Origin of the sequence: Halobacteriovorax sp. CON-3 (assembly GCF_043196995.1) — a bacterium.
GTDB lineage: Bacteria > Bdellovibrionota > Bacteriovoracia > Bacteriovoracales > Bacteriovoracaceae > Halobacteriovorax_A.
Genome location: NZ_JBEBNA010000001.1, coordinates 18,043 through 35,516, shown reverse-complemented (window position 1 = coordinate 35,516; position 17,474 = coordinate 18,043). Strand labels below are relative to the sequence as shown.

Sequence of the window (17,474 nt, the reverse complement as noted above, 5' to 3'; positions counted from 1 at the left end):
TAAATTTCACTTGTAATTTCCTAGAGTATAGCACGAATTAAAATTATTCGTCTAAGGAATTACACATAGTTAAATCGATTTTATCTAACGCGGCAGGACTAAATCCCACACAGCTTTTAACAAGTCCACTACTGGCAGCAGCAAGTCCAAGTGTTTGATTTTGCGATCTTATCCAATAGTGACCATCGGCCACTTCCATTTTTAATGTTTGGCCATTTATAAATCGAAGCGCTGTGGCCTCGTCTAGTTCTAATTTTTCAAACCCAATTAGCTCAGTAATAGGATTTGTATAATTCAATAAAAACTCATTAGCGTCGAAGTTATCATCGTCAAAAACGCAGAGGTCAATACTGTTACTGAGGTCAATCCCTGCTGAATTCGTTCGACGTAAATCTTCTAATGCTCCTCTTGTTCCAAGCTTCTTAGCAAGATCATCAAAAAGAACACGTATATAAGTTCCAGAAGAAACACAAACTCGGAAAGTAACTTTACGCCCTTGAACTTCTAGTAACTCAACTTCATGAATTCTTCTTTCTACCGGTGGCTTTTCAATGAAGACACCTTCACGGGCCCACTCATGTAATGCCTTACCTTCATGCTTAGTTGCAGAGAAGGCCGGAGGGCTTTGCATATATGAACCGACAAATGATTGAAGTTCTTTATTTACTTCATCAAAGCTTACTTCAGAGAAGTCTAATTCTTCTAACGTTCCTTCTTGCGTATCAAAGTCCCCAGTTGGAGAATTAATACCAAGGATTCCTGTAGCGATATATTCTTTAGAATCAATTTGAGTGTATTGGTTGAGTCTTGTCGCAGGCCCAATACCAATAACTAAAAGACCTGTTGCAAATGGATCAAGAGTTCCGAAGTGCCCGATCTTTCCAATATTTTTTGGAAGGTTTCTTTTAAAGCGTCTAATTACATCAAATGATGTCATCCCTTTTGGTTTATCAACTTTAAAAAAGAAAGGCCCAAAGATTGGGCCTTTAAATTTCTTATTTCTTGAAGCCATTAGAAAGACTTTCCTTTATCTTTTTCAGATTGCAGAAGTTTTTCAATTTCCTGCTCATCTTCAAACTGAGAATCATATTCTGCAGTTAAAGAAGGCGTATGCCTTACTTGTAAAGTCTTAGCAAGGTGACTTCTGATCTTACCTAAAGAAGCGTCCATTGCCTTAGCAATATCACCTCTTTTGGACGGATCAAATGTATCCCAAAATAACTTTGCCGTAGAAAAGTCTGGGCTTATTTCAACTTTTGTAATCGAACAAAAAGTAAACGCTGAATTGTCTAATCCACGACGAAGCAATTGGTTTACTTCGTTTTTAATTTGTTCTTCATACTGAAGCTTTTTCTTATTGCCACTCATGACATCTCCAACCGAATTAAAGAATTGGTGAGTCTGCTGTTAAAACATCCTCAAGCTTACGTTTCTTTTCTTTCAGTTTATATGCTTCGAATAGGTCGCCAACTTTAACATCGTTGTAGTTCTCTAGGCCAACACCACATTCGTAACCATTTTTAACTTCTTTAACGTCGTCTTTAAATCTCTTAAGAGAAGACATCTTACCATCAAACATGATCTTACCTTCTCTAAGAAGACGTACGTTACAACCAACTTGAATAGATCCATCAACAACAATAGAACCTGCAATTGTTCCAACTTTAGGAACAGAGAATGTATCACGTACTTCTGCGCGCCCGATATACTCTTCAGTAAACTCAGGATCAAGAAGACCTTCAACTGCAAGTTTCACATCATTGATTAGTTCATAGATAATTGAGTAAGTCTTTACATCAATTCCATACTGCTCAGATAACTTACGAGCAGATGTAGATGGTCTCATATTAAATCCAAGAACAAAGGCACCTGAAGTATTCGCAAGTTCAATGTCTGAGTCACTAATTTGACCTACACCACCACGGATAACTTTTACCTCAACTTCTGGATTTGAGATTGTTTCAATAGCAGATTTAATTGCTTCAAAAGAACCTTGTACATCTGAACGAATGATAAGGTTAAGATCTTTCTTTTGACCTTCTTCAGTAGCAGCTGTAGCAAAGAAGTCTTCAAGAGAAACTTTTGGCCCTTGAGTTTGTGCAGCTGTTTCGATTCTAATTCTTTCATCAATACGGTTTTGAGCAATTTTCTTAGCTTCTCTTTCGTTCTTAACAACGTTAAGAGCATCACCAGGAGAAGGAGCTTCACCTAGACCAATAATCTGAACTGGCATTGAAGGACCAACTTTCGAATGTTGCTTACCTTTGTGATCAGTTAGGCTTCTTGCACGTCCGTAAGTTTCACCTACAACGATAGAGTCACCTTTCTTAAGTGTTCCAGTTTGAACAAGAACAGTTGCAACTGGACCACGTCCATGCTCAACTCTTGATTCAATAACAACACCTTCAGCAGGACCTTTCGGCTCTGCTCTAAGCTCCATAATTTCAGCTTGTAGAGCAATTGCTTCTAGAAGCTCGTCAACACCGTCTCCCTTAAGAGCTGAAATGTGACAGAATTGAGTTTCCCCACCCCATTCTTCAGGAGTGATGCTAAACTCAGTTAGAGCTTGTTTAATACGATCTGGGTTAGCACCTTCACGGTCCATTTTGTTAACCGCTACAATTAATGGCTTACCTGCAGATTGAATATACTTAATTGATTCAACAGTTTGAGGCATTACACCATCATCTGCTGCAACAATAAGAATTACGATATCTGTAATATCAGCACCACGCTGTCTCATAGCACCAAAGGCCGCGTGACCTGGAGTATCTAGGAAAGTCAGCTTAGAGTCTTTAACATCTACCGAGTAAGCTCCAATGTGCTGAGTGATCCCACCAGCTTCGCCAGCAGCAATCGATTCATTTCTAATATAATCAAGTAAAGTTGTCTTACCGTGATCAACGTGTCCCATGATTGTAATTACAGGTGCACGTAGAGGAAGCTTATTAATTTGCTCTTCAGAAAGCTCTTCCTTCCCAAGTGCTGCATCCTCATCAAATGACTGATCTTCTACTCTATAATCGTAAAGGGCAGCAATCTGACTAGCTAGTTTAAGGCCAATATAGTCACCATTTCTAACAAGTAGATTTAGATCAAGACACTTATCGATCATGTCTTTAAGCTTCACAGAAAGTTTCTTAGCTAATTGCTCAGCGTAAGCACCACCGTGTAACTTAACAACTCTTTTTGCTTCTTTTACTTCTGTAATCTCTGTTGATTTCGAAGGACCTGAATACTGACGCTTTCTCTTAACTTGAGTATACATTGGGCGACCAGTTCCCTGTAGAGAAGAGTATGATTTAAGCTCAGTCGTTGCACGTTCTTCATTTAAGGCTTGTGAACGATTAACTGTTTTCTTAGCACTTAGCATAGAAGCAAGACCACTTAGACGATTCTTATCCTTCTTCGCTGTACGATCTTCGTCAGTTCCAACAGGGCCAGCTTTAGAGTTAATATCATCTTCGGCCTTCTCATCTTTTCCAGCAGCTTTCTTCGCTTTGCGAGCAGCGGCCTTCTCTTTATCTTCCTTAGTCGGAGCAGAAACAATTCTAAGACCAAATGGCTTACCATCTAAAGTCGTCGACTCTTTCTTTTCTTCTTTTTCCTTAGGAGCTTCTTCAGTCTTAGCTTCAGGAGCAGTTTCTTCTTTTACTTCCTTAGCTTCAACTTCAGTCGTTTCTTCTTTTGCTTCAGCAGTCTCCGCCTCTTCCATCACAGGAGTGCTTACAGACTCTTCAGTTTTTACTTCAACAGCTTCAGAAGATTCGATTACAGCTTCAGTGTTTTCATCATCAGAAGTAGCCTCCGAAGATTTTGATGAAGCTTTACGACGTACAACAGTTTTCTTTTTACGAGTAACCGTTTTCTTAGCAGGCTTATCTTCCTCGCTCTCATCGTCAGCTTTTGCTGCAGACTTCTTTCTAACTGTCGCCTTTTTCGCAGCTTTCTTTTTGACCGTCTTCTTCTTAGTTGCCTTCTCAGCAGAAGCACCTTCAGCACTTGATCCAGCAAGTTCTTGCCACTTAGTAATATCTTCATCAGATAGTACAGACATGTGGTTTCTTACTGAGAATCCGTGAGACTTCAGCTCTTCTACGAGGTCTAATGGCTTCTTTCCGAGTTCATTGGCCAATTCAAATATTTTCTTAGGCATTTTTTCTCCGTAGTATGACTACACTTTTCTATTTTAAAATTACTTAATTTTAAATGCAGCTAATTCTTCTCTTAATCTTCTTTCTGCTTCATTAAATTTATCAACACCTTCTTCGTCCTGATCAGCACCTTCTTTATTAATAATACCTAGGTACTTAGGAACAGCAGAAGCAGATACTAATTCTTCTTCACCTTCAGGTTGAAGTTCAATTGTTCCTTCTTCAACTAGCTTTGCTGCTTCATCAATTGCAGTTTGAGCTGCAGCAGCATCAATACCGGCCATTGAAGCAATTTCTTCAGCAGGAGTTGCCATGAAGTCACCAATTGCCATGATGCTATTTTGAACAAGAACTTGTGCCATTGCATCTGTAACAGATGGGATTTGAAGTAGGTTTTCAACTGCTTTATTAACTTTCTCTTGAAGTTTAGACTTCGAGATGATGTTAATATTATAACCAGATAGCATTGCTGCCAAACGTACGTTTTGTCCACGACGTCCAATAGCAAGTGATAACTGATCTTCTTCTACGATTACGTCCATTGATTTTGAATCGTGATCGATCGAGATATTTTCAATTTCAGATGGTGCAAGAGCTGCAACTGCAAATGTTGCTAAATCATCATTCCATCTTACGATATCAATTTTTTCACCTTGAAGTTCATTTACAATATTTTGAACACGTGATCCTTTCATACCAACACAAGCACCTACAGGATCGATATCTTTATCTACTGATTGAACAGCAATTTTAGCTCTTTGACCTGGCTCTCTAGCAGCAGACTTGATTTCAATAGTACCGTCTTGAATTTCAGGTACTTCAATTTCAAATAGCTTCACAAGGAACATAGGAGAAGTTCTTGATAGTCTAATTTCTGGCCCACGGTTAGTCATTACTACTTCTGTTAAGAATGCCTGAACTCTATCACCTGGATTGAATTGCTCACCAGGAATCAGCTCTCTTCTTGAAAGAACAGCATCTGCCTTTCCAAGGTCAACGATAACATTTCCACGCTCATATCTTCTTACAATACCTGTTACAAGGTCACCTTGTCTGTGCTTAAACTCAGAGAATAGGATTTCTCTTTCAGCATCACGTACTTTTTGCATGATAATCTGACGAGCAGTTTGTACGTCAACACGAGTAAAGTTAGGGTTTTCAATTTTAATACCTAATTGATCACCAATTTCAACATCTTCATCAAGTTCTCTAGCATCACCTAGATTGATTTCGATAATTGAATCTCTTACTTCATCAACAACGTTCTTATATTGGAAGATCTCGACATCGTCATCATCTTCATTATAACGAGTTTCGTACTCACCCTGGATACCAAACTTCTTTCTTGCTGTTACTAAGAAAGCTTGTTCAATAGCGTTTACGATAATTGACTTATCGATCCCACGGTCTTTTCCTAAAACATCAATAATCTTACTTAATTCTGAGAAACTCATTTTTCACCTCAAACAATTACACTTCTGGTTCAAGTGCGATCTTATTAATATCATTTAAGTTTAATTTTAAATCAAAATCACTATCGAGAGTCACATCGATGAAGTCATCGCCAAAGCTATTCAGAACACAAATAATCTTTTTGGCACTAGCTGTCTTCTTATCAAACTTTTCACCTGGAAAAAGTTCACCAAATTTCTTATTCAGTTGAACTAAAATACGCTCACCGATGCTTAATTCTAGATGCTCTCTCGTTTTTATTTTTCTAAACATCCCTGGAGAAGATACTTCTAAAACAATGTCATCAGGAATCCATTCAAGTGCTTCCATTGGCTCACTAAAAGCGCGGTCAACATTTACACAATCCTCGATAACGGCCGTCTTAGTTTCTTTATTCATTATATAGACACGTAAAGTTTTAGAGCCTTTGATATATTCCATATCGTATAGAAGATATCCTTCTCCACTTACTACTTCTTGAGTAAGTTCATAAAACTTTTGTTCCATACCTGAATAAGAGATATCTAAATCCATTAAACGCATCCCATATGCTTTTACAAAAAAGCCTATAAAAATAAAAAAAAAGGGTAGCCCCAAAAGTCTACCCGATTATATCTTGTTAAATATTTAACTAATCGTTATTTACTCAAAAATTGAAAAAACTTTTCTAATTTCTAAGTACTTATTAATTATCAAAGATTTTGAAATCTTGTCAAGGTTTGTCATTGATAACTTATGAAAACAACTTCAATTTACGACTTTCTGCATTATAACAGCACTACTTCCATCTGCATAGAAATTCTTCTTTAAATGAATTTTCTCAAGACCCAAAGTTTCATAAAACCTGATAGCACCTTCGTTTGAAGCTTCCACCTCAAGGTAAACTTGAAATGTTTGGCCATCAAAAGTCCTCTGACAATGACTCAGCATGTCTTCAAATAGCTTCTTAGCTATAGAACGTCTTCTGAAGTCTGGATGAACAATTATTTTATATAAATGGCAAAAATCCGGAGCGTTGACTTCAAAAACACAAATTCCTTGAATCTCACCTTCTTCGGCCCAAATGCATGAGATCTCTCGTCCACTTGAAGCCAGGCCCAACCAACTTTCTTTTGTCCAAGGCCAATTAAAGAAACTTGACTCAAACTTCGCCAGTTCCTCGAGCTTCGGCCCTTTAATATGAGAAAGTAGACTTTGCTTAAAATCACCCATGGTTACAGAAATAGTCTCGAATTAATATTCTTAAAAACAAAATCTTTGTATTCAGTAAGTTGTGAAGAAGATGCATCTAACTTATTAGATTCCACAAAGCTATCATACCTCTTCTTAAGCTCTTTATTGGTGTTATAGATTTCATAGATTTTACCAACTAGATCTTTTGAAACCTTACATTTTCCAAGCTTAGGATTATCCATGTACTCGTTTTCAAGGTTTAGTGACTTTGATAAAACCAATGCTCTTAAAACCAAGTCTTTTTCACTAGCAACTAGATTGCGTGGCCCGATCTCTACTTGTTCAAGCCTTGAACTCAATCCAGACAGCCTTTGGATATAATTATCCTTGCCTATTAAACAAAGACTCTGATGATATGCTTTTAAAAGTTCATTGATATTATGGCCAAAATAAATCTGCCCATTAACAGAGAAAAGGGCCCTATCTTTAAGGGCCCATATATTCATCATAAATATTGAAATAAGAATAAATCGCATTAAGTATAATGCTAATTAAACTGGAGAACTAATGTCAACGTTTGCAACAGCTTTACCAGCTGTAAGCTTTGTTTCCATTTGATAACGAATCTTAACATCAGGATTGAAAGTATATCCGTCTTTTCCACGAATAATGTACTTTCTTTTCGTATTACTATTATCCTTAGGCTCAATAAGCTTTCTTAGACGAGAGATGGACGTGTAGATAAGCTTATCGTGAATAAGAGGATTGTATTCATCTTTCCAAATCTCACGTGCTAAATCTTCTTTGTCGTAAAATGAACCACGATTTTTAGCAAGCAAGAAAAGGATCTCAAGAAGAACAAAGCGGTGTTTAAAGTCAATCACACCAATATTCTTCTCTTTTACTTTTCTATTATTACGATCAAGATAGATATCAACACTAGAATCATTTACTTCATGAATTTCAGCATCAAGTACATTAGTTAGACGCTTAAAAGTTGTTGAATCAACAGCTTGCTTTGCAAGGTTGTAATAAAGCGTCGCTCTATCATAATCACCTTTAACCTTTTCAACTTGTCCAATCCCTAAAAGGATATAACCATAAAGGTTCCAACACTTCTTATTCTGAAGAGTGATATTTGCAAGATTAAAGTGCTTTAATGAAGCCTCGACGTCACCCTTAGCAATCAGGATTTTTCCGTAAGTCATATGCATTGATCCACCAAGATATTCCTTATTAATGATTTTTAATAAGTTATCTAGTTGGGCCATATAATCAAGAGATAGATCAAACTCTCCTCTATTATAAGCGTTATTAGCAAGGGCCAATAAACACTTCGAGTGAAGATCTGGATCGTTTTCTTCTTTGGACTTATTATAAGAAAGCTCTAAGTCGCTAAATGCACCTGCAAAGTCATTTCTATATGATTTAATTAAACCAGCGTAATAGAAGTATTCAGCTGAAAGACTTCCTAAGTTCATCTGTAGATCATTAATGATATTCTCACTTTGATTTACATACTTAGCAGCTTTTTCATCTTCTAACTTCTCAGCTGCAATCCTAATAAGAAAACTTAGAATTTTTAAAACGCGATAATTATCCTGAGGACACTCAGCACAGTCGATGGCCTTTAAGAAATTTACTTCGGCCTTATTAAGATCGGCCTTATCATAATGAAGCTTCCCTAGTTGATAATATGCCTTACCAACTTCTAACTTAGTCAAAATATCTTGCGAAGGAATAAGCCCTTCACCATGACCAAGAAAGCCTAAAACTTCAGTCTTAAAGCCGTCATTTACTTTATTTCCAGATTCTTGTCCCCCGACAATCTGCATATCAACTCCCTATTTCCTATTCCGCTGTGAGAATTTTGTGGAATCTTACCACAACATGTTCATAACATGTCATCACGCTGCCCGTCAAAACTCTTTACAATAACTAAAATAATTACATTCAAAATATTGATGAACCCTTTAATCATTTGATATTATGGGCCTTTAAAGTAGGATTTATTCCAAAATTTTATGGAGATTACATGCCCAAGTACGATTTAGACACAATCAGACACTCGAGCGCCCACTTAATGGCGCAAGCAATTTCAAGACTTTACCCGAATGAGAACGTTCAATTTGGCGTTGGACCGGTTATTGAGAATGGCTTCTACTACGATATTCTGATGGATCGAACCCTGGGCGAGGAAGATCTTCCAAAAATAGAAGACATGATGAAAACAATCATCAAAGAAAAGCTACCTATTGAAAGAAAAGTTATGACAAGACCTGAAGCAGTTGAATTCTTCAAGTCACAAGGTCAGGAACTTAAGGTAGAGCTTATTGAAGCGATTCCTGAAGATGAAGAAGTTAGCTGCTACTCTCAAGGTGAGTTTATCGACCTTTGTCGTGGGCCACACGTTGAGAATACAAATGACCTTCCACAAGGGTTTAAATTACTAAGCATCGCCGGCGCTTACTGGCGTGGAGATGAGAAGCGTGAAGTAATGCAAAGAATTTACGCGGCTTCATTCCAAGATAAGAAACTTCTTAAACAACACCTGATGATGCTTGAAGAAGCAAAAAAGCGTGACCACAGAAAGCTAGGTAAAGAGCTGGAGCTATTCCACTTTGAACCTGTTGCTCCTGGTGCACCTTTCTTTATGCCTAAAGGAACAATCGTTATTAACGAACTTGTTAACTATATTAGAAGACTATACCGTATCTACGAATACGACGAAGTAATCACTCCACAGATCTTAGATAGCTCTCTTTGGCACACATCTGGTCACTACGAGCACTATAAAGACGATATGTTCTTTTCAAAGATTGATGATCGTGAATATGCAGTAAAGCCAATGAACTGCCCATGTCACATGCTTATGTTCAAGCACTATAAGTATAGTTACCGTGATCTTCCTCTTCGTTATGCAGATTTTGGACGTCTTCATAGAAATGAAAAGGCCGGGGCCCTTGCGGGTCTAACTCGTGTCCGCTCATTCTGCCAAGATGATGCCCATATCTTCTTAGCGCTTGATCAAGTTCAAGAAGAAATTCAAAGAACAATGAAGATGATCTTCACTGCTTACGAGCTATTTGGATTTGATAATATTACAGTTAATCTATCAACTCGCCCGGAAAAGAAAGCTGGTGACGATAAGACTTGGGATATTGCAGAAAACGCACTTGAAGAAGCACTAAAGGCTTCAGGTCACGACTATGTAATAAAAGAAGGTGACGGTGCATTCTATGGGCCAAAAATTGATATCGAAGTTGCAGATGCTATTGGACGTAAGTGGCAGCTAGGAACAATTCAACTAGACTTCCAACTACCAGATCGTTTTGATCTTAAGTTTACAACAGCGGATGGTGGAGAAGAAAGACCAGTTGTTGTACACCGTGCCCTACTAGGATCACTAGAGCGATTCTTTGGTGTTTATACTGAGCACGTTGCAGGTGTTTTCCCATTCTGGCTAGCTCCAGAACAAATCGTTATTGTTCCAGTTAATAATGATGCTCATGGTGAAGCGGCCCACAAGATTAAAGATCAGTTATTTGCACAAGGTTACCGTGTAAAAGTCGATGATCGTAATGAAACAATGGGATATAAGACACGCCAAATTCAAAAGTCTAAAATTCCATTCATGTTCGTTATCGGTGACCGCGAAATTGAAAACAATGCAGTAGCTGTTCGTAAGCATGGTTCGAAAGGTTCGTTCAATTGGACGAATGCAGAAATGCTTGAGAAACTAGCAGCACTAGATAGTTTAAAATACCCTAAAGCATAAGCTTTAGGGTTTTTTATATTCACTTTTAAAAGAAGGTTTCCATGGAAAGGAAAAATATCTTAATCATATGTGGTGGTGGCTCTACTGAGCATGAGGTTTCTCTTCGCTCGGCCGCTTTCGTAAAAGAGCAAGTGGCCCTCATCCAAGAACTCAATCCTATTGTCGTTGAAATGACAAAGTCAGGTGACCTCACTCTAAACGGTCACAAAGTAAGCCTAAACGGACAAATCTTAGAAACAGCAACCGAAAGGCCATATATCAATTATGTCATTCCTGTAATTCATGGCCCTCCTGGAGAAACGGGAGAGATACAATGCTTTTTAGAAATGCATAAACTTCCCTACTTTGGACCTCGTCATGAAGGGAGCAGTATTTGCTTTAACAAAGTAACAACCAAGCTATGGTTTGATCATTTAGGAATTCCAAACACGCAGTGGATGTCAATTCATAAAGAGCTACCTTATGATCGAAGTGAAGTTGTGGACTTTTTCGAAAAATCAAATAACGACGTTTTTATAAAGGCCGCAAGTCAAGGTTCTTCAGTTGGTTGTTATCACGTTACAAATAGAGAGGACTTAACTGATGCTATCAATAAGGCCTTAGAATATAGTGACGACATACTTATTGAAAGGACACTTAAAGGACGTGAGTTAGAGATTGCCGTATTCGAGCAAGATGGAAACCTCCATGCTTCTAGGCCAGGAGAGATCGTCAATGCAGGTGACGAGTTCTATGACTACGATCAAAAATATAGCGAACAATCAAAGGCCAAGACATTTGTTGAAGCGCCGAACTTAACAAATGAGCAAGTCTCTCAAATGCAAATCATTGCAAAGACTGCATTCAAGTGTCTCAAACTAAGACATCTTTCACGTATCGATTTCTTCTTAAGTGAAGGCAATATCTATTTAAATGAAATCAACACATTCCCAGGTATGACTAGTATTTCGATGTTTCCGAAGATGCTAGAAAACACTGGACTAAAATTTAGCGATTTTTTAAAAGAGAAGATACTTAAAGAAGTTAGATAATTAAAAACATTCAAGGGTTACAGATATGGAAATCAACTTAATCACAAAAAATAGCCACGAACATGCAAAAGAGAAACTTGCGACAATGTATAAGGATAACTTTACTTCAGCTGAGAAGAAAGAATATATTCCACATCACAAATTCTCTCAAGGTCCATACCTTGCGATGGAGACAAGCGACGAGAACTCTCCCGAGTTCCTTTTGGATGCTGCCTCACAAATTGCAACACTAGGACTTGGATTCAATGCGACGGCACTCTTTGGCACGACGATGCATGAAAGTGCGTGGACCGGTAATTATCTTGATTCAACATTTATTGAAATTGCAGACTCATTTAAAGAACTCCTTAGAGAAAAGGCGTCAAATAATAGGCTAACACCTGTCTTTGTTAACTCAGGAGCAGAAGCAAATGAAGTTGCCCTGATTATGGCCTATAAAAAGAGGGCCCACACAGCTGCAAACCAAATCATTGCATTTGAAGGTAGCTTCCACGGACGCTTTCTTTCAACTCTTTTTTCAACTTGGAACCCAAGTAAGCGTGAGCCGTATCAAATTGAAGGACACGAAACAACATTTATAAAATACCCAGAAACCAAAAGTGATCAATTCTTGATTGAAATCGATTCAGAATGGACAAAACTATGGGAAAATCCTTTTGCACAAAACTTTGAAGCAAAGCTTGCTGATTTTGAAAAAAATGCGGATGAACTATTGAGATCAGAAATTGCATCTTTAAGACAGCTACATGAAGTTCTTAAAGAAAATACACACTTTGCAATTCTAGTAGAGCCAATGCAATGTGAAGGTGGTGATCGCTATTCAACAAATCGCTTTCACGTGGCGCTTAACTTACTTGTGAAATCATACAAAGTGTCAGTTATCTATGACGAAGTTCAAACAGGCTTTGGCCTTGGGCGTGATTTCTTTTGGCACAGAACATTTGACCTAAAAGATTCACAAGGGAACCAGATAAATCCAGAATATATTACTTGTGCTAAGAAGGCCCAAAGTGGAATTGTTCTGACAGAAGCTCCATGTTGGGAAAATAATGAATTTCAAACATCCTCAGTTATCAGAGGTTACTATCAAGCGATTGCTATTGATCAATTACGTTATAAAATCGCAACAATTGAAGAGTACACTAGAAAGAAGCTCTCAGAACTTGTAAGCAAGTGGGATCAACTTTCTTCTCCTAGATGTTTTGGAGTGGCCTTTGCTTTTGACTTATCAGACTCAAAAGACATTGCTCCGTTTATTTCAAACCGCTTTGATCTGGGTCTACTCTATTATCAGGCGGGAGATAATACGTTACGTTTCAGACTTAACACTGCCTGGACAAATGAAGATATTGACTATCTTTTTGATGCAATCAATGAAATTGCTAATCGAGTCTATAAAGGTGAATCAACTGATCTTAAGTATACCCCTAAAACAAAAGTTAATTCTCCAAATGAATACCTTTGGCATAGTAAACTTGTTGAAGCCTTCAAAGGAGACGTACAAGACAAAGATGCATTTAACTTCGCTCAAGAGTTCTTTAGTAAAGAATTCAATTTAGAACTCATTAAAATTGACGGTGAAAACTTCGATTATTACAAACATAAAATCGAAGAAATTCAACGTCATACTTACGAACCGACGAGACAAACAAGCATTGAAAAGTTTAAAAAGATCGCTCACTGTAAGGACTCAATTGCAATTGCTCTATTAAGTGAAACAAAGCAATTAGTAGGAATCTCTTTTGCAGGTAAAATATCGCACTTCCCTCACGAAAGTGGACTTCGCCTTGTTAAGTATTTTGACAACTCAAATACTCTCTACATGTTAGATACGACAATCGTAAATATGGAGCAATCTCAAGGGATGGGGAAATACTTAAAGTATGCACTTACTCTCCTAGCAAGTGCGTATGGGAATGACTATATCTACGGAAGAAATCGTGACATCCATGCAGGAGCAATGCTTGCTATTAACTGCTCTCTTGGTGCAATTATTGAGATGAGACTTAAAGAAAATTATCTTGATGATGAAGAACATCGTGACGTCATCATTTACCGTCAAAATCTAAAATGGAAAAATGAAGATTTGAAATATTCAACTTCTCCTATTTTAAATACGGCCTCTTTCGAGAGCATGCCAACACTTGTAAACAAGGTATGTCTATCAAACTTTATTGATGAAAGCTTTATGGCAAATCTAAAAGAATTTAAAGGAGTTGTGCCAAAAGAGTTACAGCACTTCTTTACAGCAAGTGGACATAGTGAATGCGTTGAAAAAATCTTCAAATCAATCTTAATTAAGAATCAAAAACAAAGAACAAAGGTAATCTCTTTTAATCATGACTACTTTGGTAAGCAAAGCTTTATGTCAGCTACTCTTTCTGGTGTCTTAGACTTCTACCCAAATTCAAAGGTTGATACTCTTGGACAACTAAAAGAAAAACTTTCCTCAAAAGAGTACTTAGCGGTGTTCATTGGTGATCTTCTCGTTAATTTCTCTCACGACGAACTTAAGGAAGTTATAAAAATTGCACACGACAATGGAACTAAAGTTGTCTTTAATGAAAGTGTATACTTCCACAGTAAAAAGAAGCTGTTTTCAAAAGAACATGGAATTATTCCTGATGCTAGCTATATCCATATTGCGGGACAGATTGGTATCTGTATGCTTCAAGAAGAAGTCTATGAATCAAGGCCATTGATGATGATCTCAACATGGGATGGTGATGCTTACGCTCTTTCTCAAGCAGTGGCCTACCTAAAGTCACCGGCACAGACAAGCAAAGAGTTTAAAATTATCAATGACTCTTCTTACAGTTTCGCTTTAAAAGCGCCAAATATTTTTGGTAACCAAACAAGTAAGAAGTGGTATTTTACATGTTAATGACAGATTTAAATCTACCAATATTTAAGTACGATGCTAGTGGCCCATATGAAAATGGGCTGAAGCATGGTGAAACTTTTAAAGAGGCAATTAAAGAATTAGTCGAAATTCGCACAAACCTTTTATTAAAAAGATCTCCTCACTTAAAAGATAAGCTCGATGAGTTTGCACAAATTCAATTTGAAGAAACAATGAAGTTTGATGCGGCCCTCGCACAAGAAATCGAAGGTATAGCTAAAGGGAGTGAAACATCAGTTAGAGATATTATCATTCTCAATAATTATACAGACTTTAGAGACATTCAGTTAGATTATGAGAATCAAGATGAGGGTTGTACATCAGTCTCTTATATTGATGAGACAAATAGTATTGCTGCTCAGACATGGGATATGCATCAAAGTGCGAAAAACTATCTCATGCTTATTGATATCGTTGATGAGAACAAAGGCACACGTCAGCTAATTTATACTGTTTGTGGATGCCTAGGGTTAATGGCAGTAAATAATCACGGACAATTCATTGGCGTTAATAATATTAATGTCGTTGATGGTGTAAATGGAATCATCTGGCCTGCACTTATTAGAAAAGTGGCCCAACAGAGCAAATTAGAAGAAATTGGTAAACTTCTTATGGAAGCACCTATCACTTCAGGACATAATTATTTAATTAGTGATGGTAAGTCTGCCTATAATTATGAAATTACTCCAGGCCAAAAAGAAATATTAAATTCTAATCCAAAAGGTTTAATCTTTCATACAAACCATTGTCTTGGTGAAAAGGTAAAAACAGTCGAAGACCAAAATAATATTAGTAAAACCACTCATGCAAGGTTTGATCTGGTTAGTAAATACAAGAATGAGATAAGTGATGAAGCTTCAGTTATGAAGCTACTAATGTCCCACGACGGCCATCCCCTATCAATTTGTTCTCACTTTGCACCAGAAGGAGCAAAGGATCCATCTCAGACATGCGGAGGGGCATTATTTAATTATCAGACTCAAGTATTTAAGGCATGGAGAGGCTGCAAAAAATATGACAAAAATTTTGAATATGTAGAAATTCATCTACCCCTAATTTTATGAAAAATTAGATTTTAAAGTGAGAGTTTATGGCCCACCTACCTTTTTTTCACACATGGACAAAACAAAATCAGGCCAAGAAAATCGACATCCACAAAACTTTTGAATGGGGCTACCTCACGACTGAAGGAAAGAAGATTTATGACCTTTCCTCTGGTAGTTACCACCAATCATTTGGTACTCGAAATAAGCAAATAGAAAGTGCTATGATCGATCAAATCCAAGCGATGCCAATGGCCATCCCTAAGTGCCAATACAGTTTAAAAAGCTCAGTATCTCAAAAACTTCTAAATTCTATTGGAATTGACGGGCGAATTTTTTATACAACTTCGGGAGCAGAATCAAATGAGAATGCCATAAAAATGGCAAGACAAATTACAGGGAGACAATTCATTCTCTCATGTGAAACATCATACCATGGTGCAACTCTAGGGGCCTTAGCTCTTACAGGTGATTGGCGCCGCGATGGTGCCGGTATTCCTTCAAACTTTCATGCATTCATTCCTAATTTCTTTAATGACCCGGACTTAAATGAAACAAGAGAAGTAATAAAGGAAATTGGAAGCGCTAATATTGCAGCAATCTGCCTTGAAGTTATAACAGGTGGAAACGGTGTTTTTATCCCACCGCAAAGTTATTATGATGAACTTTCCAAGCTTTGTCAGGAAACAGGGATAAAACTAATCCTAGACGAAGTTGTCTGTGGTTTTGGACGTACAATGACTAACTTTGGCTTCCAAAACTTTAAAAATCTAAGGCCTGACTTTATTACACTTGCAAAGAATATCTCAGGTGGATTTTTTCCATTTGGAGCAGTCTTTGTCAGTGAGGACAATGCATCATTCTTTGATGAAAACACACTAAGTTGTGGACTAACAAATGCGGGCCATCCAATTGGACTACGTATACTTGATGAAGTTCTAACTTTAATTGAAGATGAAAAATTTATTAAAATAAGGGAAGAGAACTTTCAGTTATTAAATACATTTAAACAGAAGATAGATAATTCAAAGTCGTTCTCTGGAGTCAGGCATATTGGCCTTCTTATGGCCATCGACCTTGATGATAATATTATTGAAAGTAACCAATTATGGAATAAGCTAATGGATAATGGCATCTTTATTAATATGACGAAGCGATCCCTTATTCTTTGTCCATACTTAAACTACTCTCCTCTTGAGTTAGAAAAATGTTTAAACAAATTATTAAAAATAATCGAGGACTCACATGTACAGTAAGATATTTCCAAGTGCCCAAGAGGCCCTTAAGGATGTAGCAAGCGGCTCAACAATCATGAGCGGAGGCTTTGGCCTTTGTGGAATACCAGAAAATTCAATTAACCAATTAGCTCAGATGGACCTAAATGACTTAAAGGTCATCTCAAATAATATTGGGAACTCTGGTCGAGGGCTTGTAAAACTTTTAAAAAAGAAAATGATTTCAAAAGGATTCTGTTCTTATGTGGGAGGTAATCCCGATCTTGAGGCGGCCATGTTTGCTAACGAGATTGAAATTGAGCTAGTACCACAAGGAACTCTGAGTGAAAGAATTAGAGCTGCAGGAATGGGAATTCGTGCTTTCTACACACCGACAGGTTATGGAACCGAAGTTGCAGAAGGAAAAGAAGTAAAAGAGTTTGATCGCCCTTGTATCCTAGAAGAAGCACTTCATGCAGACTTTGCAATTATCAAGGCACAAAAAGCTGATCCATATGGAAATCTTTGGTTTAAAGAAACTGCACGTAACTTCTCTCCTCTTATGGCGATGGCCGCAAAGACAACAATTGTCGAAGTTGAAGAGATCGTCGAACTCGGTGATATAAGGCCAGAAGACGTCCATATTCCAGGAGTCTTTGTTCAACGTGTTTATCAAGGTACTAATTATGAGAATGCTATTGAGTTCTTAAAAACGAGGGAGTCTTAA

14 protein-coding genes are annotated in these 17,474 nt (G+C 37.5%); 6 read left to right on the top strand and 8 right to left on the bottom strand.

Annotated features, from left to right (window positions below; all coding sequences use genetic code 11):
* Window positions 1–43: 43 nt before the first annotated feature.
* The 8 genes from truB to ABMA72_RS00150 all read right to left on the bottom strand — a co-directional run bounded on the left by truB (window position 44) and on the right by ABMA72_RS00150 (window position 8,614).
* On the bottom strand, window positions 44–1,012 hold the full coding sequence (gene truB / locus ABMA72_RS00185) for a tRNA pseudouridine(55) synthase TruB (protein WP_392860294.1): 969 nt from the start codon (window positions 1,010–1,012) through the stop codon (window positions 44–46).
* Complete coding sequence (rbfA, locus tag ABMA72_RS00180; protein ID WP_392860292.1) at window positions 1,012–1,368, bottom strand: 30S ribosome-binding factor RbfA; 357 nt, start codon at window positions 1,366–1,368, stop codon at window positions 1,012–1,014. Before rbfA ends, truB begins: the two co-directional genes overlap by 1 nt.
* A gap of 16 nt (window positions 1,369–1,384) precedes the next feature.
* The gene (gene infB, locus ABMA72_RS00175) at window positions 1,385–4,156 is read right to left on the bottom strand and encodes a translation initiation factor IF-2 (RefSeq protein WP_392860290.1); all 2,772 of its coding nucleotides are present in this window, start codon (window positions 4,154–4,156) and stop codon (window positions 1,385–1,387) included.
* 39 nt (window positions 4,157–4,195) lie between these two features.
* Window positions 4,196–5,608, bottom strand: a complete 1,413-nt coding sequence (nusA, locus tag ABMA72_RS00170) for a transcription termination factor NusA (RefSeq protein WP_392860288.1) — start codon at window positions 5,606–5,608, stop codon at window positions 4,196–4,198.
* A 16-nt stretch (window positions 5,609–5,624) separates the two neighbouring features.
* Complete coding sequence (rimP, locus tag ABMA72_RS00165; protein WP_392860286.1) at window positions 5,625–6,140, bottom strand: ribosome maturation factor RimP; 516 nt, start codon at window positions 6,138–6,140, stop codon at window positions 5,625–5,627.
* Between the two features lie 213 nt (window positions 6,141–6,353).
* Window positions 6,354–6,818, bottom strand: coding sequence for a GNAT family N-acetyltransferase (locus tag ABMA72_RS00160; RefSeq protein ID WP_393055360.1), 465 nt, complete (start codon window positions 6,816–6,818; stop codon window positions 6,354–6,356).
* A gap of 2 nt (window positions 6,819–6,820) precedes the next feature.
* Window positions 6,821–7,288, bottom strand: coding sequence for a hypothetical protein (locus ABMA72_RS00155; RefSeq protein ID WP_392860282.1), 468 nt, complete (start codon window positions 7,286–7,288; stop codon window positions 6,821–6,823).
* 42 nt (window positions 7,289–7,330) lie between these two features.
* Window positions 7,331–8,614 carry a winged helix-turn-helix domain-containing protein gene (locus ABMA72_RS00150; protein WP_392860280.1) on the bottom strand — a complete coding sequence of 428 codons (1,284 nt, stop codon included), beginning with the start codon at window positions 8,612–8,614 and terminating at the stop codon, window positions 7,331–7,333.
* Between the two features lie 200 nt (window positions 8,615–8,814).
* Between ABMA72_RS00150 and thrS the strand changes: the two genes are divergently transcribed.
* From thrS to ABMA72_RS00120, 6 genes are read left to right on the top strand one after another with little or no spacing between them, the layout of a single operon-like run.
* Complete coding sequence (gene thrS, locus ABMA72_RS00145; RefSeq protein WP_392860278.1) at window positions 8,815–10,557, top strand: threonine--tRNA ligase; 1,743 nt, start codon at window positions 8,815–8,817, stop codon at window positions 10,555–10,557.
* A 41-nt stretch (window positions 10,558–10,598) separates the two neighbouring features.
* Entirely contained in the window at window positions 10,599–11,588 is a 990-nt protein-coding gene (locus ABMA72_RS00140) for a D-alanine--D-alanine ligase (protein ID WP_393055357.1), read from the top strand.
* Between the two features lie 25 nt (window positions 11,589–11,613).
* On the top strand, window positions 11,614–14,472 hold the full coding sequence (locus ABMA72_RS00135) for an aminotransferase class III-fold pyridoxal phosphate-dependent enzyme (protein WP_393055354.1): 2,859 nt from the start codon (window positions 11,614–11,616) through the stop codon (window positions 14,470–14,472).
* Window positions 14,472–15,554, top strand: coding sequence for a C45 family autoproteolytic acyltransferase/hydolase (locus ABMA72_RS00130; protein ID WP_392860273.1), 1,083 nt, complete (start codon window positions 14,472–14,474; stop codon window positions 15,552–15,554). The genes ABMA72_RS00135 and ABMA72_RS00130 overlap by 1 nt, the downstream gene beginning before the upstream one ends.
* Window positions 15,555–15,580: 26 nt before the next feature.
* A complete protein-coding gene (locus tag ABMA72_RS00125; RefSeq protein WP_393055351.1) occupies window positions 15,581–16,789 on the top strand; it encodes an aminotransferase class III-fold pyridoxal phosphate-dependent enzyme in 1,209 nt (402 codons plus the stop codon).
* A complete protein-coding gene (locus ABMA72_RS00120; RefSeq protein WP_392860270.1) occupies window positions 16,779–17,474 on the top strand; it encodes a CoA transferase subunit A in 696 nt (231 codons plus the stop codon). Before ABMA72_RS00125 ends, ABMA72_RS00120 begins: the two co-directional genes overlap by 11 nt.

Excerpts from the sequence above, each read along its gene's own strand:
- truB (WP_392860294.1), bottom strand. The coding sequence starts at position 1,012 with ATGGCTTCAAGAAATAAGAAATTTAAAGGCCCAATCTTTGGGCCTTTC.
- rbfA (WP_392860292.1), bottom strand. The coding sequence starts at position 1,368 with ATGAGTGGCAATAAGAAAAAGCTTCAGTATGAAGAACAAATTAAAAAC.
- infB (WP_392860290.1), bottom strand. The coding sequence starts at position 4,156 with ATGCCTAAGAAAATATTTGAATTGGCCAATGAACTCGGAAAGAAGCCA.
- nusA (WP_392860288.1), bottom strand. The coding sequence starts at position 5,608 with ATGAGTTTCTCAGAATTAAGTAAGATTATTGATGTTTTAGGAAAAGAC.
- rimP (WP_392860286.1), bottom strand. The coding sequence starts at position 6,140 with ATGGATTTAGATATCTCTTATTCAGGTATGGAACAAAAGTTTTATGAA.
- ABMA72_RS00160 (WP_393055360.1), bottom strand. The coding sequence starts at position 6,818 with ATGGGTGATTTTAAGCAAAGTCTACTTTCTCATATTAAAGGGCCGAAG.
- ABMA72_RS00155 (WP_392860282.1), bottom strand. The coding sequence starts at position 7,288 with ATGATGAATATATGGGCCCTTAAAGATAGGGCCCTTTTCTCTGTTAAT.
- ABMA72_RS00150 (WP_392860280.1), bottom strand. The coding sequence starts at position 8,614 with ATGCAGATTGTCGGGGGACAAGAATCTGGAAATAAAGTAAATGACGGC.
- thrS (WP_392860278.1), top strand. The coding sequence starts at position 8,815 with ATGCCCAAGTACGATTTAGACACAATCAGACACTCGAGCGCCCACTTA.
- ABMA72_RS00140 (WP_393055357.1), top strand. The coding sequence starts at position 10,599 with ATGGAAAGGAAAAATATCTTAATCATATGTGGTGGTGGCTCTACTGAG.
- ABMA72_RS00135 (WP_393055354.1), top strand. The coding sequence starts at position 11,614 with ATGGAAATCAACTTAATCACAAAAAATAGCCACGAACATGCAAAAGAG.
- ABMA72_RS00130 (WP_392860273.1), top strand. The coding sequence starts at position 14,472 with ATGACAGATTTAAATCTACCAATATTTAAGTACGATGCTAGTGGCCCA.
- ABMA72_RS00125 (WP_393055351.1), top strand. The coding sequence starts at position 15,581 with ATGGCCCACCTACCTTTTTTTCACACATGGACAAAACAAAATCAGGCC.
- ABMA72_RS00120 (WP_392860270.1), top strand. The coding sequence starts at position 16,779 with ATGTACAGTAAGATATTTCCAAGTGCCCAAGAGGCCCTTAAGGATGTA.